22 protein-coding genes are annotated in these 20836 nt (G+C 44.5%); 18 read left to right on the top strand and 4 right to left on the bottom strand.

Translation table 11 applies throughout. The features are described 5' to 3' along the window. Positions 1-17 precede the first annotated feature (17 nt). From aroB to rplI, 8 genes are all read left to right on the top strand, one after another. Positions 18-1118, top strand: a complete 1101-nt coding sequence (gene aroB, locus MTF70_RS22895; RefSeq protein ID WP_005381318.1) for a 3-dehydroquinate synthase — start codon at positions 18-20, stop codon at positions 1116-1118. A gap of 52 nt (positions 1119-1170) precedes the next feature. Beyond that, positions 1171-2682, top strand: coding sequence for an AAA family ATPase (locus MTF70_RS22890; RefSeq protein WP_205461597.1), 1512 nt, complete (start codon positions 1171-1173; stop codon positions 2680-2682). A gap of 69 nt (positions 2683-2751) precedes the next feature. Next, positions 2752-3591: a Dam family site-specific DNA-(adenine-N6)-methyltransferase gene (locus MTF70_RS22885; RefSeq protein ID WP_005382762.1), complete on the top strand. Its 840-nt coding sequence runs from the start codon at positions 2752-2754 to the stop codon at positions 3589-3591. 92 nt (positions 3592-3683) lie between these two features. After that, positions 3684-4355, top strand: coding sequence for a ribulose-phosphate 3-epimerase (rpe, locus tag MTF70_RS22880; RefSeq protein ID WP_005381300.1), 672 nt, complete (start codon positions 3684-3686; stop codon positions 4353-4355). A gap of 244 nt (positions 4356-4599) precedes the next feature. Next, positions 4600-4989: a 30S ribosomal protein S6 gene (rpsF, locus tag MTF70_RS22875; protein WP_005381299.1), complete on the top strand. Its 390-nt coding sequence runs from the start codon at positions 4600-4602 to the stop codon at positions 4987-4989. An 8-nt stretch (positions 4990-4997) separates the two neighbouring features. After that, the gene (gene priB, locus MTF70_RS22870; protein WP_005381298.1) at positions 4998-5300 is read left to right on the top strand and encodes a primosomal replication protein N; all 303 of its coding nucleotides are present in this window, start codon (positions 4998-5000) and stop codon (positions 5298-5300) included. A gap of 16 nt (positions 5301-5316) precedes the next feature. After that, positions 5317-5544, top strand: a complete 228-nt coding sequence (gene rpsR, locus MTF70_RS22865; protein WP_000090472.1) for a 30S ribosomal protein S18 — start codon at positions 5317-5319, stop codon at positions 5542-5544. Between the two features lie 33 nt (positions 5545-5577). Then, positions 5578-6030: a 50S ribosomal protein L9 gene (gene rplI, locus MTF70_RS22860; RefSeq protein WP_005382760.1), complete on the top strand. Its 453-nt coding sequence runs from the start codon at positions 5578-5580 to the stop codon at positions 6028-6030. Between the two features lie 77 nt (positions 6031-6107). Here the strand turns inward: rplI and MTF70_RS22855 are convergent, their stop codons facing one another. Next, positions 6108-6872: a DUF481 domain-containing protein gene (locus MTF70_RS22855; RefSeq protein ID WP_005381276.1), complete on the bottom strand. Its 765-nt coding sequence runs from the start codon at positions 6870-6872 to the stop codon at positions 6108-6110. A 221-nt stretch (positions 6873-7093) separates the two neighbouring features. Here MTF70_RS22855 and MTF70_RS22850 point away from each other — a divergent pair, with 221 nt between their 5' ends. Together MTF70_RS22850 and alr are read left to right on the top strand one after the other, a co-directional pair. After that, positions 7094-8494: a replicative DNA helicase gene (locus MTF70_RS22850; protein ID WP_005382759.1), complete on the top strand. Its 1401-nt coding sequence runs from the start codon at positions 7094-7096 to the stop codon at positions 8492-8494. 13 nt (positions 8495-8507) lie between these two features. Next, positions 8508-9584 (top strand): alanine racemase, encoded by a 1077-nt coding sequence (gene alr, locus MTF70_RS22845; RefSeq protein WP_031777284.1) that lies wholly within the window; start codon positions 8508-8510, stop codon positions 9582-9584. 38 nt (positions 9585-9622) lie between these two features. Here alr and MTF70_RS22840 read toward each other — a convergent pair whose 3' ends face one another. Continuing rightward, positions 9623-10042, bottom strand: a complete 420-nt coding sequence (locus tag MTF70_RS22840) for a secondary thiamine-phosphate synthase enzyme YjbQ (protein ID WP_042523680.1) — start codon at positions 10040-10042, stop codon at positions 9623-9625. A 306-nt stretch (positions 10043-10348) separates the two neighbouring features. Between MTF70_RS22840 and pgi the strand changes: the two genes are divergently transcribed. After that, entirely contained in the window at positions 10349-12001 is a 1653-nt protein-coding gene (gene pgi / locus MTF70_RS22835; protein WP_005381270.1) for a glucose-6-phosphate isomerase, read from the top strand. A 99-nt stretch (positions 12002-12100) separates the two neighbouring features. On the opposite strand, the gene MTF70_RS22830 is transcribed toward pgi, so the two are convergent. Both MTF70_RS22830 and zur read right to left on the bottom strand, forming a co-directional pair. After that, positions 12101-12562: a chemotaxis protein CheX gene (locus MTF70_RS22830; RefSeq protein ID WP_005381269.1), complete on the bottom strand. Its 462-nt coding sequence runs from the start codon at positions 12560-12562 to the stop codon at positions 12101-12103. Between the two features lie 9 nt (positions 12563-12571). After that, positions 12572-13036 carry a zinc uptake transcriptional repressor Zur gene (zur, locus tag MTF70_RS22825; RefSeq protein WP_005381268.1) on the bottom strand — a complete coding sequence of 155 codons (465 nt, stop codon included), beginning with the start codon at positions 13034-13036 and terminating at the stop codon, positions 12572-12574. A gap of 321 nt (positions 13037-13357) precedes the next feature. On the opposite strand from zur, the gene dusA reads away from it, so the two are divergent. The 7 genes from dusA to MTF70_RS22790 all read left to right on the top strand — a co-directional run bounded on the left by dusA (position 13358) and on the right by MTF70_RS22790 (position 20361). Continuing rightward, the gene (dusA, locus tag MTF70_RS22820) at positions 13358-14338 is read left to right on the top strand and encodes a tRNA dihydrouridine(20/20a) synthase DusA (protein ID WP_017821727.1); all 981 of its coding nucleotides are present in this window, start codon (positions 13358-13360) and stop codon (positions 14336-14338) included. Positions 14339-14502: 164 nt separating this feature from the next. Beyond that, positions 14503-14718, top strand: coding sequence for an envelope stress response protein PspG (gene pspG, locus MTF70_RS22815; RefSeq protein ID WP_005381266.1), 216 nt, complete (start codon positions 14503-14505; stop codon positions 14716-14718). 98 nt (positions 14719-14816) lie between these two features. Beyond that, entirely contained in the window at positions 14817-15476 is a 660-nt protein-coding gene (locus MTF70_RS22810) for a TIGR04219 family outer membrane beta-barrel protein (protein WP_005381265.1), read from the top strand. A gap of 157 nt (positions 15477-15633) precedes the next feature. Beyond that, a complete protein-coding gene (locus MTF70_RS22805; protein ID WP_005381264.1) occupies positions 15634-15864 on the top strand; it encodes a hypothetical protein in 231 nt (76 codons plus the stop codon). 117 nt (positions 15865-15981) lie between these two features. Then, positions 15982-17853 (top strand): assimilatory sulfite reductase (NADPH) flavoprotein subunit, encoded by a 1872-nt coding sequence (locus tag MTF70_RS22800; protein ID WP_005381262.1) that lies wholly within the window; start codon positions 15982-15984, stop codon positions 17851-17853. Then, entirely contained in the window at positions 17853-19589 is a 1737-nt protein-coding gene (gene cysI / locus MTF70_RS22795) for an assimilatory sulfite reductase (NADPH) hemoprotein subunit (RefSeq protein ID WP_005382750.1), read from the top strand. The genes MTF70_RS22800 and cysI overlap by 1 nt, the downstream gene beginning before the upstream one ends. Next, positions 19582-20361, top strand: coding sequence for a phosphoadenylyl-sulfate reductase (locus MTF70_RS22790; protein ID WP_005382748.1), 780 nt, complete (start codon positions 19582-19584; stop codon positions 20359-20361). Before cysI ends, MTF70_RS22790 begins: the two co-directional genes overlap by 8 nt. Positions 20362-20836 lie beyond the last annotated feature (475 nt).

Genomic DNA, 20836 nt, shown 5'->3' with positions numbered 1-20836 from the left:
TTAATTGGAGCAAACCGATGGAACGGATTACGGTCAACCTAGCTGAGCGTAGCTACCCAATCTCTATTGGCGCCGGGTTATTTGAGGACCCGGCGTACCTCTCTCAAGTTCTCTCAAACAAAAATGCAAAACAAAAAGTTGTTGTGATCAGTAATGTCACAGTGGCACCTTTGTATGCAGACAAAATTTTAAAGCAACTCGAGCAGCTCGGTTGTAGTGCATCCTTGTTAGAATTGCCTGACGGTGAACAGTACAAAAACTTGGATGTATTTAATCAAGTAATGAACTTCTTACTGGAAGGGAGTTATGCTCGTGATGTTGTGATCATCGCGTTAGGTGGTGGTGTTATTGGCGATCTTGTGGGTTTTGCGTCTGCCTGTTACCAGCGTGGGGTCGACTTTATTCAAATACCGACCACATTACTATCCCAAGTGGACTCTTCGGTTGGTGGAAAAACCGCGGTTAACCATCCGTTGGGTAAGAACATGATAGGCGCGTTTTACCAACCTAAAGCAGTGATCATTGATACCAACTGCCTGTCGACGTTGCCTGAACGTGAGTTCGCTGCGGGTATCGCCGAAGTCATTAAGTACGGCATTATTTACGATGCAGATTTTTTTGTATGGTTAGAAGACAATCTTGAGCGCTTGTATGCGTTGGATGAAGAAGCACTAACTTATGCGATCGCACGTTGCTGTGAAATAAAAGCGGAAGTGGTGGCTCAGGATGAGAAAGAGTCGGGCATCCGTGCTTTGCTTAACTTAGGTCACACCTTTGGTCATGCGATTGAAGCGGAACTTGGCTATGGCAATTGGCTGCATGGTGAAGCGGTATCTTCCGGCACTGTTATGGCGGCCAAAACGTCGCATCTACGCGGTCTGATCTCGGAAGAGCAATTTGAGCGTATTGTTGCGATTTTGCGTCGTGCAAAACTGCCTGTGCATACTCCAGACAGTATGAATTTCGATGACTTCATCAAGCACATGATGCGAGATAAGAAAGTTCTCTCTGGTCAATTACGATTGGTTTTGCCTACAGGCATTGGCACTGCCGAGGTAATTGCTGATACGACACAAGACGTACTCAAACAGGCAATAGACTTCGGTCGCGATATTTAACCTTGTAATGGCGCCTTTGGGCGTCATTCTTGTAGTGTATTAAGGTTATTAGATGAGTGTTGCTCACGTACTGGAATTAGATTCTCAAATCGAGTTGCTTGATAGATTAGGTCTACTGACTAACTTTGGTTCCAATCTCATTGCGATTAATGGTCATGATGGGTACGGGAAATCTTGGTTAGCGCAGCGATACCTTGAAGTGGGTGCCAGTAACAAGAATCAATGTTTGTTACTTTGTCATTCTAATCAAGACGGTGTGCAGCATCGCGTCCTTATTTTGAGTCAACTGGTTTCAGACGCATTGTTTAATCAGCAAGAGCCTTTACTTGATAGCCTTGAAAGGCTTTTAGGTGATGAGCCGTGTGACATTGCAATTGTTGTAGATGATGCGCATTTATTGAGTGAGACACTTATCTCTGAGCTTTGGATGCTGGTCTTAGAGGCGCACCATAAGCCAAATTGGACCATCAATGTCTTACTGTTTACACAGTCTGGACGTTTAGACGGTTTGCTAGCACGTCTCAGTTATGGACAAGAGATAAAGCCTGTTGAGCTTGATATTGATATGTTGTCCGAAGTGGAAGCTCGTCGTTTCTTTGAGTCACTTGTTGCGCGCTACGTCGATGATGAGTCTGAGAAACGGGTTCGAGATGCATTTAAAAAAGTCGACCCAGTACCGGGTGACATCATGGCGTTAGGAGAGATGAAAGTGGAAAAAAGGATCATTATCCGCTCGATTGTCGGTTCACCCCTGAATATTGCGTTGGTGGTATTAGTATTACTGTTGCTTGCTGCTGGTGGCTATTGGTGGATGCTTAGTCAACCAAGCCCTGATGATAAAGCGCAGCAAATTGCTGGCAGTTTAGAGCAAACGGCTATTCCAACTTTTGAAGAGTCAGGAATCAGTGCAGCGCAGTCTTCACTGCAACCTGTAACCGATGGCTCTAGCAGTCTTGATAACTCTGGTGCGATTGATGATTCTGATTCATTACCGCCAGCAGTGACAGAAGAAGTAGCGAGCGTAGGCAGTGATGACAATCAACAAAGAGTGGTGATTGAGTCGAATGTGGTCGATGCATTGCTTGAAGGTAAAGCTGATTCAGCAGACACAAAAGCGATTGATGATGTCGTAGGTACTGAGAAGACAGAAACCGCCGATGAAACTAGCTCTCCTTTGATTAAAGTCGTAAAACCGAATCAAGATATGACGCAAGCACCTGCTCAGTCAGAAGAGGGTGAGGCAAACCAACCTGTTGTGAAGTTTTCATTTGCTCGTGAAGAACTAAAAGCGCTATCGCCAAGAGCTTATACTTTACAACTCGCAGCTATGACCTCAATGGAAGATGTACAATCCTTTCTCAATGAGCATCAACTGAATAATCAAGTGCGAATTTATCCTACCGTTCGTAATGACACCGAGTGGTATATCATCACATATCAAGATTATCCGACAATTCAAATGGCTCGTGATGCCGTCGCAAGCTTGCCAGATTCGGTTAAGTCGGTGAGTCCTTGGGCAAAATCACTCCGTCAGGTTCACCGTGAAATTGAACGAGTGAAATAAACCTGAGCTTCCCTGAAAAATATGTTACATTCCGCAGCCTTAATTTTTGGTCGATAGATAGAGCAGTAGATGAAAAAGCAACGAGCCTTTCTTAAATGGGCAGGAGGAAAATACGGACTGGTTGAAGACATCCAACGTCATTTGCCGCCGGCTCGAAAGCTAGTTGAACCTTTTGTTGGTGCGGGCTCAGTGTTTCTGAATACCGATTATGACCATTATCTACTTGCAGATATCAATCCAGATTTGATCAATCTGTACAACCTGCTGAAAGAACGCCCTGAAGAGTATATCTCTGAAGCGAAGCGTTGGTTTGTCGCTGAGAACAACCGCAAAGAAGCCTACCTACACATTCGCGCTGAGTTTAATAAAACCGATGACGTGATGTACCGCTCTTTAGCGTTTTTGTACATGAACCGCTTTGGTTTTAATGGCCTATGCCGTTACAACAAAAAAGGTGGCTTCAATGTACCGTTTGGCTCTTACAAAAAGCCGTATTTCCCTGAGGCGGAATTGGAGTTTTTTGCAGAAAAAGCCAAAAAAGCTACGTTTGTTTGTGAAGGTTATCCTGAAACATTTCGTCGTGCGCGCAAAGGGAGCGTCGTGTATTGCGATCCACCTTATGCGCCGCTTTCAAATACGGCAAATTTCACCTCATACGCAGGTAATGGTTTCACGTTGGACGACCAAGCTGCATTAGCCGACATTGCTGAAAGAACAGCGACTGAACGTGGCATTCCTGTGTTGATTTCTAACCACGACACTACCTTGACACGTCGGTTGTATCACGGTGCGGATCTTAATGTGGTTAAAGTAAAGCGTACCATTAGCCGTAATGGTAACGGTCGTAATAAAGTTGATGAGCTACTTGCGCTTTTTCATGCGCCAGACATGGATAAATCAAGCTCTTAATTCTCACACTATTATATCTAAATAGTGGATCTCCCCACTGGCTTCGGTAGAATTGCGCGCAGATTGTTTGCTCATTACTACTGAGGTCAGGTATGAAAGATTTTCTTATTGCTCCATCCATTTTATCGGCAGATTTTGCTCGTCTCGGTGAAGATGTAGAAAAAGTACTCGCAGCGGGTGCGGATGTGGTGCATTTCGACGTTATGGATAACCACTATGTACCAAACCTGACTTTTGGTGCGCCTGTGTGTAAAGCACTACGCGATTATGGCATCACAGCGCCAATCGATGTTCACCTAATGGTGAAACCCGTTGACCGTATTATTCCTGATTTCGCAAAAGCGGGTGCGTCGATGATTACGTTCCATGTAGAAGCTTCTGATCATGTAGACCGTACACTGCAGTTAATTAAAGAGCACGGCTGTCAGGCTGGTGTGGTACTAAACCCAGCAACGCCACTTGCAAGTCTTGAATTTATTATGGATAAAGTCGACATGATTCTACTGATGTCGGTAAACCCTGGTTTTGGTGGTCAATCATTCATTCCTCATACACTAGATAAACTGCGTGCCGTTCGTAAGATGATTGACGAGTCTGGTCGTGATATCCGCTTAGAAATCGATGGCGGTGTGAAGGTTGACAACATTCGTGAAATTGCAGAAGCGGGCGCAGACATGTTTGTTGCAGGCTCGGCGATTTTCGGTGAGCCAGATTACAAACAAGTGATCGATCAAATGCGCGCTGAACTGGCTGAAGTTAAATAAGCACCGATAAGCCAGCGCAATAACACGCTGATTTTAAAGGCTGCCAGCTTGTTGGCAGCCTTTGTGTTTTCTAGTATTAGAAGAAATTAAATATCCACTGCGCTGAGCAAATAATCACTTGCCTATTTTACGCCCTTTCTGTACTATTCGTGCTCCTTAAACTCAGTCAATTATCTTTAGTTCCTTGCTTCCTCTGGACGACTGAGCCATTTGTGGAAGCTGAATAATCCGTAAGGAGCAACCAATGCGTCATTACGAAATCGTATTCATGGTGCACCCAGATCAAAGCGAGCAAGTTGCTGGCATGATCGAGCGTTACACTGGTTCAATCACTGAAGCTGGCGGTAAAATCCACCGTCTAGAAGACTGGGGCCGTCGTCAACTGGCTTACCCAATCAACAAGCTTCACAAAGCTCACTACGTTCTTATGAACGTTGAAGCTGACCAAGCTGTAATTGATGAGCTAGAAACTGCTTTCCGTTTCAACGATGCAGTTCTACGTAACATGATCATGCGTACTAAAGCAGCGATCACTGAGCAATCTATCATGCTTAAGCAAAAAGAAGAGCGTGCTCCACGTCGTGAAGAGCGTTCTGAAGCTAAGCCTGAAGCTAAGTCAGAAGCTGCTGAGTAAGTTTTCTTATGGCCAATCGAATGGAGCTGAGCGGCACCATTGCCAAACCGCCCATTCGTAGTAAAAGCCCTGGTGGTATTGAACACTGTCGGTTTTGGCTGGAGCATCGCTCTACTATTATCGAAGCTGACTTACCTCGACAAGTTTATTGTCGTATGCCGGTAGTCGTCAGCGGGCTTGGGTCACAAGCACTAACTCAGAATTTAGTTCAAGGCAGTAACATTAAGGTAAGTGGTTTTGTCACTTATCAAACCGGCCGAAATGGCGTGGGAAAATTAGTGTTACACGCCGACAACATTACTCAAATTTAAGATCAGGAGATAGCCCATGGCTCGTTTCTTCCGTCGTCGTAAATTCTGCCGTTTCACTGCAGAAGGCGTACAAGAGATTGATTACAAAGACGTAGCAACTCTTAAAAACTACATCACTGAAGCTGGTAAAATCGTACCTAGCCGTATCACTGGTACAAGCGCTAAGTACCAGCGTCAACTAGCACGTGCTATCAAGCGTTCACGCTACCTAGCTCTACTACCGTACACTGACAAGCATCAGTAATCGGTTCATTTTATTAAGAAAGAGGATTAAGCAATGCAAGTTATTCTACTTGATAAAATTGGTAACCTAGGTGGTCTTGGCGATACTGCAAACGTTAAATCTGGCTACGCTCGTAACTTCCTTATCCCACAAGGTAAAGCAGTTATGGCAACTAAAGCTAACGTTGAAATGTTTGAAGCTCGTCGTGCTGAACTAGAAGCTAAAGTTGCTGAGCAACTAGCTGCTGCAGAAGCTCGCGCAGAGAAAGTTAACGCTCTAGAAGCGGTAGTTATCGCTTCTAAAGCTGGTGACGAAGGCAAACTATTCGGTTCTATCGGTACTCGTGACATCGCTGACGCTATCACAGCTGCAGGCGTTGAAGTTGCTAAGAGCGAAGTTCGCCTTCCTGAAGGTGCTCTACGTAACACTGGTGAGTTCGAGATCAGCGTTCAACTTCACTCTGAAGTTTTCGCGACAGTTAACCTACAAGTTGTTGCTGCTGAGTAATTCAGTATCAAGACGAAATACTAAAAAGCACCTCCTTGGAGGTGCTTTTTTTATTTCTAAAACTGAGAGAAAAAGGGTTAAAAAGCGAAAAGTAAATTAACGGAAAATACGCTGTCCGCTTTGCTTAAGCCTTCAGGCACTTTATCGTGATACTGACGAGAGTGCGCCAGTTTCAGTGCGATATCTTCAGTAATATCATTGGTTACACTGAGTTCACTATCAGTACGTGTGTTACTTCTACCTGTTACCAACGTAATATCAGCTGCGAAACTTAAATTATCCAACGCATGCCAAGTTGTGTTGATATTTCCTCGAAAAATGCCTTCTCTAACGATATCGGGAAAGACAATATCGTCATCATCTATTTCGTCTAAGTTTGGCTCTTGATAGCGAAAACCAGGGCCTACCTCTACCTCTAAAATGAAGTTCTCAGTGTAGGAGAACTGGTAACCCAAACCACCTGACAACGTATAGTCTTTAAAATAAGCACTGTAGCGAGAATCCACTCCTTTAAAGCTGCCATACAAATATGTCTTAGGGCCTAACTTGTAGTCACTCTGTAGGGAGTAGGTGGATGAGCGTTTGTCTTCTTCACCGTCTTTGTACAAGTTGTAGTACTTCCATTCACCATTAGAACGGTGTCGACCTGACGTATATTCAGCACTCAAACGAGCATTCAGGGAACGAGAGTCCGTGTTACCTGTGTGAGCTTGATAGCCGAACTCCACCTCGGTTTTTAGTGGGTCGGGTACATCAATATTTTGCTCTGGCTGTACTGATTCGTCAGCATACGATGCACTAGCGCACAGTAGGCTAAAGCTAAGTAACCAGTATCGGGACACATCAACCTCGAACGTAATCAAAAAGGAGGGGCATGATACTGATACAGATATTTGGTTGGGTCAATGGTAGGTTAATTTTTATTAGAGCTAGGCGGAAGAACCAGGCTATTACCCGGGTGGTTCACATGATGATTTCTTAACAAGTAATTGTCGCTTCGGGGAAGCATCTCAGCTAGGTTAAGGTTATAATCGTGGGTCAATAGTAGTTATCGAGCAAAGTCATGGCGGAAAACAGAAATCGCAAACCTTCAGACAGTCAGGTCGACGCAATCAAAGTGCCACCTCACTCACTAGAAGCCGAGCAATCAGTAATTGGTGGTCTTTTACTGGATAATGAACGTTGGGACACCGTTGCCGAACGTGTTGTGAGCAGTGATTTCTATAGTCGTCCACACCGCCTGATTTTTGAAGGTGTAAAAACCATTCTTGAAGCGGGTAAACCTCTCGATCTTATTACTTTATCGGAATATCTAGAGCGTCACGAGTTGTTAGAAGATGTAGGCGGTTTTGCTTACCTCGCTGACTTGGCGAAGAATACGCCAAGTGCAGCTAACATCAATGCGTATGCTGATATTGTCGCTGAGCGTGCGATTGTTCGTGGCCTTATTGGTGTCGCGAATGAAATTGCGGACGCGGGCTATGACCCTCAAGGTCGCAGTTCTGAAGATTTAATAGACATGGCGGAGAGTAAAGTTTTTGCTATCGCCGAGTCTCGAACTAGTGAAAACGAAGGACCACAAAACGTCGACAACATCCTCGAAAAGACGTTAGAACGTATCGAGTTGTTGTATAAAACGCCACAAGATGGTGTTACCGGGGTCGATACCGGTTTCACCGATCTCAATAAGAAAACCGCAGGTTTGCAAGGCTCTGATTTGGTGATTGTCGCAGCGCGTCCATCGATGGGTAAAACGACCTTTGCGATGAACTTGTGTGAAAATGCGGCCATGCAACAAGAAAAGCCCGTACTTATTTTCTCGTTAGAGATGCCAGCTGAACAGTTGATGATGCGTATGTTGGCCTCTTTGTCTCGTGTTGACCAAACCAAGATCCGTACGGGTCAGCTAGATGACGAAGATTGGGCGCGTATTTCTTCTACTATGGGTATCCTGATGCAGAAGAAAAATATGTACATCGATGATAGCTCTGGTCTAACTCCGACCGAAGTGCGTTCGCGCGCTCGCCGTATCGCTCGTGAACATGGCGGTCTGTCGATGATCATGGTCGACTACCTTCAGTTGATGCGCGTGCCTTCGTTAACCGATAACCGCACTCTTGAGATTGCTGAGATCTCGCGCTCTCTTAAGGCGCTGGCAAAAGAGCTAAATGTGCCTGTTGTGGCACTGTCGCAGCTAAACCGTTCCCTAGAGCAACGTGCGGATAAACGACCAGTAAACTCGGACTTGCGTGAATCCGGTTCCATCGAGCAGGATGCCGACTTGATCATGTTCATCTACCGTGATGAGGTTTATCACCCAGATAGTCCGTACAAAGGTACGGCCGAAATCATTATTGGTAAACAGCGTAATGGTCCTATCGGCTCTGTTCGCCTCACTTTCCAAGGTCAACATTCGCGTTTCGACAACTACGCGGGTCCTGCATTCGATATTGATGATGAGTAATCCCATGAGCTATATGAAAGCGGCCAAGGCGTGCATTGATTTGTCTGCGTTGCAGCACAACTTACAGCGCGTAAAAGCTCAAGCGCCACAAAGTAAAGTGATGGCTGTCGTCAAGGCCAATGGTTATGGTCACGGATTACGTCATGTCGCAAAACATGCTAACCATGCGGATGCGTTTGGTGTGGCTCGTATTGAAGAAGCATTGCAACTGCGCGCTTGTGGAGTAGTAAAGCCGATTCTATTGCTAGAAGGTTTTTACTCTCCTGGTGACTTACCTGTTCTTGTGACGAACAACATCCAAACTGTGGTGCACTGTGAAGAGCAGCTTATCGCCTTGGAGCAAGCAGACCTTGAAACTCCGGTTGTCGTGTGGCTGAAGATTGACAGTGGCATGCACCGCCTTGGGGTTCGTCCTGAACAATATGACGAGTTTGTAACGCGGCTGAAGGAGTGTCCAAATGTAGCGAAACCGTTGCGTTACATGAGCCACTTTGGCTGTGCAGATGAGCTGGATAGCGATATTACCCCACAACAGATTGAGCTGTTTAAATCGTTGACTTCTGGTTGCCAAGGGGAACGTTCACTGGCGGCATCTGCGGGGTTATTGGCATGGCCTCAAAGCCATTTAGATTGGGTTCGTCCGGGTATTATCATGTATGGTGTGTCGCCATTCGATGACAAAACGGCGCAAGATCTTGGGTATCAGCCTGTCATGACACTTAAATCCCACCTTATTGCGGTACGTGAAGTGAAGAAGGGTGAAAGTGTTGGCTACGGTGGTATTTGGACCAGTGAGCGAGATACAAAAGTTGGTGTCATTGCTGTAGGGTATGGCGACGGTTACCCAAGAAGTGCTCCAAACGGTACGCCGGTGTGGGTTAATGGCCGTAAAGTACCTATTGCAGGTCGAGTTTCCATGGATATGCTGACGGTCGATTTGGGACCAGACGCAACGGATAAAGTCAGCGACGAAGCGATTCTTTGGGGGAAAGAGCTCCCAGTAGAAGAAGTAGCGGGTCACATTGGTACGATTGCGTATGAACTCGTGACTAAGCTAACGCCTCGCGTCGAGATGGAATACTCCAAATAAACAACGAAAGGCTAACCCAAGGTTAGCCTTTGTTTTATCTACTCACCGTTAATCGTAGCAATAACGCGGCGGCCGCCACCAAAGTCTCGATGCTCACCCAAGTAAATACCTTGCCATGTTCCTAAAGCTAATCGACCATTTTGGATTGGTACCGTCACACTACTGCCAAGCAGTGATGCTTTAATATGTGCCGGCATGTCGTCGTCACCTTCATAGGTGTGCTGATAATAAGGAGCACGCTCTGGCACAAACTTATTGAAGTGCGCTTCCATGTCCATACGCACGGTTGGATCAGCATTCTCATTTAAGGTCAAACTGGCGGAGGTGTGCTGAATAAATAAGTGTAATAAACCTACTGAAAGTTCGTTTATTTGTGGTAATTGTTGTTCAATTTCATCAGTTATCAGGTGAAAACCGCGGCATCTCGCTTTTAATTGCAGTGTTTTTTGTGCCCACATACGTGTTCCTTTGGAAATTTATAAATTGGCGTCTATCCTATTCCAATTAGAGCCTGTCATTAGTAAATGATATGATTCTTGTCATCGTAAATGAATTGTTCAATTTCAGGGCAGGGAACGTGACCTAACTCAATGTGAGTGTAAAAGCTCTCGGTCATAATTGGCGCCTGAAAAAAAATTACAAAGACTTGTTTTGTGGCAATTTGCCCAAACATCTAATTTATATTCTATTTGCTAAATCGGGGATTCCACAGTTTTCGCTAGACTGTAAGGAATGGAACCTACTGTAACATCGGGATAAAGACCATGTTGAAAAATATCAATCCAACGCAAACACAAGCTTGGAAAGCGCTAACGGCGCATTTCGAATCTGCACAAGATATGGATCTTAAAGAGCTGTTTGCTCAAGACGCAGCGCGTTTCGACAAATACTCTGCACGTTTCGGCTCAGACATCCTAGTCGATTACTCAAAGAACCTCATCAATGAGGAAACTCTGAAGCACCTGTTTGCTCTTGCGAAAGAGACCGAGCTGAAATCTGCAATTGAAGCGATGTTCAGTGGTGAAGCGATCAACCAAACAGAAGGTCGCGCTGTTCTTCACACTGCACTACGTAACCGTGCTAATACTCCAGTTATGGTAGATGGCGAAGACGTAATGCCAGCAGTGAACGCGGTTCTAGAAAAAATGAAATCATTCACTGAGCGCGTTATCGGCGGTGAATGGAAAGGTTACACAGGCAAAGCAATTACCGATATTGTGAACATCGGTATCGGCGGTTCTGACCTTGGCCCTTACATGGTGACGGAAGCTCTAGCGCCATACAAAAATCATCTAAACCTTCACTTCGTATCTAACGTTGATGGTACACACATCGTTGAAACGTTGAAGAAAGTTAACCCAGAAACGACGTTATTCTTGATCGCGTCTAAGACGTTTACAACACAAGAAACCATGACTAACGCGCACACTGCTCGTGATTGGTTCCTAGAATCGGCGGGTGATCAGGCTCATGTGGCTAAGCACTTTGCTGCGCTTTCAACAAACGCGACAGCCGTGTCTGAATTTGGTATCGATACAGCGAACATGTTTGAATTCTGGGACTGGGTTGGTGGCCGTTACTCACTATGGTCTGCGATCGGTCTATCAATTGCACTAGCAGTAGGTTTCGACAACTTTGTTGAGTTGCTTGATGGTGCTCACGAGATGGACAAGCACTTCGTATCAACAGATCTAGAAAGCAATATTCCAGTGATTCTTGCTTTGATTGGTATTTGGTACAACAACTTCCACGGTGCGGAGTCAGAAGCTATCCTACCTTACGATCAATACATGCACCGTTTTGCAGCATATTTCCAGCAAGGCAACATGGAATCAAACGGTAAATACGTTGACCGTGACGGCAATGCTGTAACTTACCAAACTGGCCCAATCATTTGGGGTGAACCAGGTACCAACGGTCAGCACGCGTTCTACCAGCTAATTCACCAAGGTACTAAGCTTATCCCATGTGACTTCATTGCACCTGCAATTAGCCACAACCCAGCTAGCGATCATCACCAAAAACTGATGTCTAACTTCTTCGCGCAAACTGAAGCTCTAGCGTTTGGTAAAAATGAAGAAACCGTGAAAGAAGAGTTGGTGAAAGTAGGTAAGAATGCTGAAGAAGTGGCAGCGATTGCGCCATTCAAAGTGTTTGAAGGTAACCGTCCAACAAACTCTATTCTAGTGAAGCAAATCACGCCTCGTACGCTAGGTAACTTGATCGCAATGTACGAACACAAAATTTTCGTACAAGGTGTTATCTGGAATATCTTCAGCTTTGACCAGTGGGGCGTGGAGCTAGGTAAACAACTGGCTAACCAAATCCTACCTGAGCTTGCAGACGAGTCTCAAATCAGCTCGCATGACAGCTCAACAAACGGTCTAATCAACGCATTTAAAGCGTTCAAAGCTTAATGTTTGAATAGATAAAGAAAAGGTCAGCAAATGCTGACCTTTTTATTGCCTGAGGCAAAAACAAAATAGGTTGGCCAGTGCCAACCTATTTTTTCTCTTTTATTCGAAGCAAATTTCGATAAAGGCATTTCCCCATTGGGAAGAGAAAGGCATGATAATAATTGAGCCTTCACACTTGTGGCGAATCGTATGACCTCGGCCCGAAACCACAACCGGTGTTGCCATATCAAAGTCAAAACCACTTTCCGCCAGAATGCGTTTCGCACCACCAGTAACCATGTTGGTGATCTCACCCACCATATCGGTCACTTCTTCATTGAGCCCATTTGGACGTTCACCAAGCATGTTCTGCATGATTTCTAGGGCGAGTGCTTCATCAAAGGTGATCGACATTGAACCACGAGTTTGTGGGCCTACCATACCAATCAGACCAGAAACGTCACCTCGTGCGATCTCATCTTTTTTGATTCGCGGTTTTTGTGGCTTCAGCTCAAGAGAAGCCATAGTTTTTAGCACGTTCATTAAAGAAGCTAAAAACGGGTTTACAAATTCAGCGCGCATAACGTTCTTCTATACTTTTTCTTTCGTCTCGGAGGAACAGGCCTGGCATTCACCATGAGTTTCAATAACTTGGTTGGTCAGTTTGAATCCATGCTTCTCGGCGTTTTCGGCTAACAAGGATATCAGCGTCTCATCTTCGAGTTCAACGACATCACCACATTTATCGCAAATTAGTAATTGGAAAAAGTGCTGCTGAGTATTGAAAGAACAACAAGTAATAAAGCTATTTGTCGATTCCACTCGGTGGATGAAGCCTTGCTCTAGGAGAAAATCTAATGCTCGATAAACAGTGGGCGGCTTAGCCTGAGGCTCACTCTCTTTTAGTTGCTCCAATAGCTCATACGCACTTGAGGCGCGGCGATTAGAACAAATGAGTTCAAATACGCGTCGGCGTTGCGGAGTCAGTCGTACTCCACGCTCTGCGCAGATACTTTCAATTTGTTCAATGATTGTTGGGTTCAAACCTTTCACCATAACTATCGGACGTGCTCTATGATAAATCATTTCTATACGAAGTTCGTTTAGAAATGCTTCATTTTACCCACTATCAGAACGAAAATCATGAATTAAAGCAAGTCGGTGGTGGTGTGAAGGCGGAATAATCATCACAGAATGAATCAACGAATGACAGATTCGTATTACTTCTGCGTATTCCTAAGCACTTGGCTAGTCAGCCAACCAAATCATTCTCGCTGAAACTAGCACCCAGAGGTGCTTGGGTATACAATACCCGACTTATTTTTTGAGCGTACTGCTGCGCTCGACCTTGGCAACATAAAAACGGGTGTTTATATCATGACTCATTCTTGCAGGCTCTCCGTAGCACCAATGTTAGATTGGACTGATCGTCATTGTCGCTACTTCCATCGCTTAATGACCAAAGAAACCCTGTTGTACACTGAAATGGTGACGACAGGTGCGATCATTCATGGAAAAGGAGATTTCCTGGCTTATAACGAAGAAGAGCATCCGTTAGCCCTTCAACTTGGTGGTTCAAACCCAGCAGATTTGGCTACGTGTGCCAAGCTAGCGCAAGAGCGTGGCTACGATGAGATTAACCTAAATGTGGGGTGTCCATCTGACCGCGTACAAAACGGTCGATTTGGTGCTTGCCTAATGGCTGAACCGCAGTTAGTTGCGGATTGTGTCGCAGCAATGAAAGACGTGGTCGATATCCCTGTAACAGTCAAGACTCGCATTGGTATTGATGATCAAGACTCTTACGAATTCCTAACGGATTTCGTTTCTATTGTTTCAGAAAAGGGTGGCTGTGAGCAGTTCACTATCCACGCACGTAAAGCATGGTTAAGTGGTCTAAGCCCAAAAGAAAACCGTGAGATCCCACCATTGGATTACCCACGCGCTTACCAATTGAAGCAAGACTTCTCACACCTAACGATTGCGATTAACGGTGGCGTGAAATCATTAGAAGAAGCAAAAGCACATCTTCAGCATCTTGACGGTGTGATGATTGGTCGTGAAGCATACCAAAGCCCATATTTACTGGCATCGGTAGATCAAGAGTTGTTTGGCTCTAATGCTCCAGTGAAGAAACGCAGCGAAATTGTTGAAGAGATGTATCCATACATTGAAGCGCAATTAGCGAAAGGTGCGTACCTTGGTCATATTACCCGCCACATGTTAGGTTTGTTCCAAAGCATGCCCGGTGCTCGTCAATGGCGTCGTCATATCAGTGAAAATGCGCACAAACCAGGTTCTGGTCTAGAAGTATTGCAAGACGCGCTAGCTAAGATTCCAAAAGAATTGAATGTGTAAAATTCGCCAGTGAATGGCTAAAATTACCAACTAAAGAATGATAAAGCCAGAGTGCAGAAATGCCTCTGGCTTTGTTTTTTTATTAAAAATCATAATCTTAACTTCGTTTCTGTAAGTTGGTATGGAAACTGCTCTGTTTATTGAAAACAAATGGAGAAGTGATTATGTTGGAGCTAATCTTTATTTTAGTCTTTGCGGCGACCTTGTTGGTTACGGGTATCACAATGATGACCGTATTCGCAGCAACTGGTATTGCGTTAGTTGTGATGTTTTTACTGGGAATGGTTGGAGCGGTACTTAAACTATTACCATGGTTAATCGTGATTGCATTGGGTATTTGGTTCTTCAAGAATTACGTCGCTCAGCCCCGCTATAAATAATGAGTAACATCATTTAGTTGATGGAGAGGCGTGAGAATATGGTATATTTCCTCTCACGTCCTCTACGTGAATATCAGCTATCTCGGAGTAAATACTACATGACAAATAAAGCGAATATCGCTTTAACGGCATTATCGTTGGCAGTATCTTTTCCTGTTTTTGCAGAGTACTCTGTATCGACAAAAGTCGGCGCAGAGGTATGGGCTGCCGACACTAAAGTTAATGAAGTGAGACGAGATAGCAGTACCGCAGGCACTTTTTACGCGGCGATTGAACATGATGTTAAATATGTCCCTAATGCGCGCCTTCGTTACTCAAGTGTTGATGCGGATTACATGGGGTTCGATAAGCTCGATTTAACCTTGTATTACCACGTTCTAGAGCATGATTTATTGCACTTTGATGCGGGTCTCACGTTCAGTAATTTAAGTGACACTAAATACATTGATGCTGGCTCAAGCAGGCGTGTAGAAGAATTTGATGAGCTGATTTGGGCTTGGTATGGTTACGCAGAAATTCAAGTTCCGGATACAAACTTTGATGTGATTGGTGAGATAAACTTTGGTGACAACAAAGGTATCAAAAGCACCGATTTCATGGCAGGTGTTCAATACAATGTACCGCTCGAAAAAGCTCGACTGGCTTTTCGTGGAGGTTACCGTGTGATTGATTTAGAGTCCGATAAATTCATGTCGGATCTAGGGAAAGAGTTTATTTTTGCTAACGGCTTCTTTGTGAGTGCGGAATACGCGTTCTAAATTCAGCCATGTTAGATATTCGATTTACTTAAAACGTCGCTTTATAAGCGGCGTTTTTTTATATCACTTCATTATATCTAATCGAAATTTCTCCCTATTTGGCTGACTTAGACCATGCTTACCTAGGAGCAATGTGAAAGTTAAAGCAGGGATAGCGATGACAATAAATGAACTAAGACATCTATTCCGTGAAAATCAGCTTATCGAAGCGATTATTGAGCCTGCAATCCAAGAGGGTGGTTGGGTTGTAGAGTTCAGACATGCGCGCGGTGGTTTTGTTTTTCTAACGGACAGTCACGGCGAAGAATGTCTTTATGAAGATTTGGATACTGCGTCAAAATCGGCAATGGCAGTAGGCTTTCAACAAGTCCGCATTGAAGATCGATGAGCAAAAAGTAAGCCGTTCTTACTTCCAAAAAGTTATAAAACATTCACTTCTATTCTTTCTTGTTATTAAGGAGAGTGGGTACTCTATCGTCACGCAATGAATAGGGATGTCGTGATAATGTCTTTTCAAAAGAATGAGTATTCTCACAAGAATGTGTCTGAAGATAATAATGGGCAAGGAGGAAATCCTCCAATCGCAAGCCCTCTGAATGACCAACAAATTAGCTCACTCCAACAAACTGTCTCTGAGTTGTCTTCACAGCAACTTGCTTGGGTCAGTGGGTATTTTTGGGGATTAGCTCAAAATCAACCAAACACAGCGGTAACGCCAATTGCACAAGCAACGGCAGCCGTATCAGCGAAGCCAGCAGGTAAGTTGAGTATTATTTTTGCTTCCCAAACGGGCAATGCTAAAGGTGTTGCTGAAGCTCTGGAACAGGAAGCAAAAGCAGAAGGAATTGCAGTCGAACTTTTTGATGCAAGCGATTACAAAGGTAAAAACTTAGCCAAAGAAACGCATGTCATTATTGTGGCATCGACTAACGGCGAAGGCGAAGCGCCAGACAATGCCATTGAGCTACATGAGTTTTTGCAATCGAAGAAGGCTCCTAAGCTGCCAAACCTGCAATATGGTGTTATTGCATTGGGAGATTCTAGCTACGAGTTCTTCTGTCAGACCGGTAAAGACTTCGACACTTACCTATCAAAGCTAGGCGCGACTCCATTTATCGAGCGTCTTGATTGCGATGTGGATTATGAAGCCCCTGCAACTGAATGGCGTAAGAATGCGTTAGACAAGGTAAAAGATACACTGTCTTCTGGCTCTGAAGCGGATGTGGTTCAACTTCCAGTGGGTCAAGCTGCGACTGCGCACTCTCCTTACAATAAACAAAATCCGTACACTGCGACGTTACTGACCAGTCAAAAAATCACGGGCCGTGACTCTGGAAAAGACGTTCGTCATATAGAAATCGACTTAGAAGGCTCGGGCTTAACGTATCAGCCAGGTGATGCACTAGGTGTGTGGTTTGAAAATAGCTCGGAACTTGCAAATGCCATTCTTGGTAAGGTCGGTTTGTCTGGGGTTGAGACTGTTGACGTTGATGGTGAAAGCTTGTCAATCCACAGTGCTCTCGTGAGTAAATATGAAATCACAACATCTAACCCGCAGCTCATCACAAAGTTTGCCGAGTTATCCGGTAGCAAGAAGCTACAAAAGTTAGTTGAAGATAAAGATAAGCTTCGCGAGTACTCTGCAAATACTCAAATCGTTGATGTACTGGCAGAAAAGAAAACCAAGTTAACCGCAGATGAATTGATTGGTTTGCTTCGTCGTCTTACTCCACGCCTTTACTCTATTGCATCAAGCCAAGAAGAGGTCGATGAAGAAGTACACCTAACGGTTGCTTTGGTTGAGTACGAACAAAACGACGAAAAACGATATGGTGGAGCGTCTAGTTTCTTAGCACAGCGTCTCGAAGAGGGAGATGAAGTTAAAGTATTTGTTGAGCATAACAACAACTTTAAACTGCCGGAAGATGATAGCACTCCAATTATCATGGTTGGTCCTGGCACAGGGATCGCACCATTCCGAAGCTTTATTCAGGAACGTGAAAACCGTGATGCTGAAGGCAAAAACTGGTTGTTCTTTGGTGATCGCACGTTCACTCAAGACTTCTTATACCAAGTGGAATGGCAAAAGTATCTCAAGTCAGGAGTACTAAGCCGATTGGATGTTGCCTTTAGTCGTGACCAAGTAGAAAAGGTTTACGTACAACATCGCATCTTAGAAAACGCAGCTCAAGTGTGGCAGTGGATCCAAGAAGGCGCTTATATCTATGTCTGCGGTGATGCAACGCGTATGGCAAAAGATGTGCACGACGCATTGGTTATCGTTGCTGAACAAGAAGGCAAGATGCCGCGTGACGATGCAGAACAATTTATTAATGACCTACGTAAAGCGAAACGTTATCAGAGGGATGTTTACTAATGACTTTTTCTACGGACAATAATAAGCAGGTTGTATTAGGTGAAGAGTTAGGGCCGCTATCTGATAACGAGCGCCTGAAGCGAGAAAGCAACTTATTACGTGGCACCATTGAGCAAGATTTACAGGACCGTATTACTGGTGGCTTTACTGCCGACAACTTCCAGTTAATTCGTTTCCACGGTATGTATCAACAAGACGATCGTGATATCCGTAATGAACGCACAAAGCAAAAACTGGAACCATTACATAATGTGATGCTTCGTGCTCGTATGCCTGGAGGCATCATCACGCCAACGCAATGGTTAGCGATCGACAAGTTCGCAACGGAGCACTCTTTATATGGAAGTATTCGTCTGACGACTCGCCAAACGTTCCAGTTTCATGGGGTATTAAAACCGAATATTAAGTTGATGCATCAAACGCTCAACAGTATTGGCATTGATTCGATTGCAACCGCGGGTGATGTAAACCGTAACGTGTTGTGTACCACTAACCCAGTGGAGTCAGAGTTACACCAAGAAGCTTACGAATGGGCGAAGAAGATCAGTGAGCATCTATTACCAAAGACGCGCGCTTATGCAGAGATTTGGCTAGACGGTGAAAAAGTAGAAAGCACGGAAGAAGACGAACCGATTCTAGGCAAGAACTACTTACCACGTAAGTTTAAAACTACAGTGGTTATCCCACCGCAAAATGACGTAGATGTACACGCTAACGATCTCAACTTCGTAGCGATTGCAGATAACGGCAAGCTGGTTGGTTTTAACGTCCTGGTCGGCGGCGGCTTAGCGATGACGCATGGCGATACATCAACTTATCCGCGCCGCGCTGACGACTTTGGCTTTATTCCGCTGGACAAGACACTTGATGTTGCCGCAGCTGTAGTAACAACTCAGCGTGATTGGGGTAACCGTTCAAACCGCAAAAATGCGAAAACGAAGTACACGTTAGATCGTGTAGGTAGCGATGTGTTTAAAGCGGAAGTCGAGAAACGTGCTGGTGTTAAGTTTGAGCAAAGCCGTCCATATGAATTCACAGAACGTGGTGACCGTATTGGCTGGGTAGAAGGAATTGATGGTAAATATCATTTAGCGCTTTTCATCGAAAACGGTCGCTTATTAGACTTTCCAGGTAAACCACTTAAGACGGGTGTTGCTGAAATTGCCAAAATCCACAAAGGCGATTTCCGCATGACAGCAAACCAAAACCTAATTGTTGCGGGTGTACCTAAAAACGAAAAAGCGAAGATTGAAAAGATCGCTCGTGAACATGGCTTAATGGACGACGGCGTAAGTGAACAGCGTAAGAACTCAATGGCTTGTGTTGCTTTTCCAACTTGTCCGCTAGCGATGGCAGAAGCTGAACGTTTCCTTCCTCAGTTTGTTACTGATGTTGAGGGGATTCTGGAGAAGCACAACCTACCAGAAAATGACAACATCATTTTGCGTGTAACTGGGTGTCCAAATGGTTGTGGTCGCGCAATGTTGGCTGAAATTGGTCTAGTTGGCAAAGCGCCGGGTCGTTACAACTTGCACCTAGGTGGTAACCGTGCCGGTACTCGAGTACCAAAAATGTATAAAGAGAACATCACGGATAAGCAAATCTTAGAAGAGATTGATCTGCTGGTGGCCCGATGGTCGAAAGAGCGTGAAGAAGGCGAAGCCTTTGGCGATTTCACTATTCGTGCTGGCATTATCCAAGAAGTGCTCGTATCAAAGAGGGACTTTCATGCTTGATTCTGTAGCATCCAAGCTGGAGCTCACAGAGTTACTGACATTAACAAAGACGGAGCAAATCCTCCGTCTTGCTCAAATTAATGTCGAGCTCGAAAAGCTTTCAGCACAAGAGAGAGTAGCGTGGGCTTTAGATAATCTAGAAGGCGAGTTCGCGGTTTCTTCTAGTTTTGGTATTCAAGCCGCGGTTATGCTTCATTTAGTTACTCGCGCCAAAGCGGACATCCCCGTCATTCTAACCGATACTGGTTACCTGTTTGCTGAGACGTACCGATTTATCGATGAGCTGACAGATGCTCTCAACCTAAATTTAAAAGTTTATCGAGCCAAGGAAAGTGCGAATTGGCAAGAAGCTCGATATGGAAAATTATGGGAGCAAGGCGTAGAGGGAATTGAAAAATACAACAAGCTCAATAAAGTTGAGCCGATGCGTCGAGCGTTAAAAGAGCTTAATGTTGGAACGTGGTTCTCTGGACTGCGTCGAGAGCAAAGTAAATCTCGTGCAGGTTTACCGATTCTATCAATTCAGAACGGTGTGTTTAAATTTCTACCAGTAATTGATTGGACTAATAAAGACGTTCATTACTACTTAGAACAACACGGCCTTAAATACCACCCATTGTGGGATGAAGGTTACCTTTCAGTTGGTGATACACATACTACTCGTAAATGGGAGCCGGGAATGTCAGAGGAAGAAACTCGATTCTTTGGCTTAAAGCGAGAATGTGGCCTACACGAAGATGATGGCTCTGAACAAGATGGGTCTGGCATATAGCCATAATGCTCTTTAAATAGAGTTTAGGTTAAGTTTAATAAAGATAGCTGCAATAAAGCAGCTTTCTTTATTTATGGTACTTGAAAAACACGTCTCAAAGAACAACTCTGTGGATAAGTTGTGTGATAGTTTGGGGTAAAGTTGAATAAATAAAGGTTTGATCGAAAACTCATCGTTTAACCACTGTTTTTGCAATTTTTGAAAAATAACACTTGCCAATGTGAGCGCGATCTCTATAATGCCTCCTCGTCGACAGGGCAAGGCCTCACAAGGGTTTAAGCGAAGTTGATAAGGCTGAAAAGAAAAACGAAATAATTTGAAGAAAGTGTTTGACACAATAAATTATCTCGCTAGAATGGCCGCCTCTTCCGAAGTGATGTCAATCACAAAGAAGAGTTGCTCTTTAACAATATAGACCTATCAATCTGTGTGGGCACTCGTTGATGATAATCCAATTCGATACTTCGGTATCAAA

The sequence above is a fragment of the Vibrio sp. 2CM40D genome (assembly GCF_023161825.1).
In the GTDB taxonomy this organism is placed as follows: Bacteria; Pseudomonadota; Gammaproteobacteria; order Enterobacterales; family Vibrionaceae; genus Vibrio; species Vibrio alginolyticus.
Note: the sequence above shows the minus strand (reverse complement) of the source record. Positions and strands in the feature narration are given on the sequence as shown.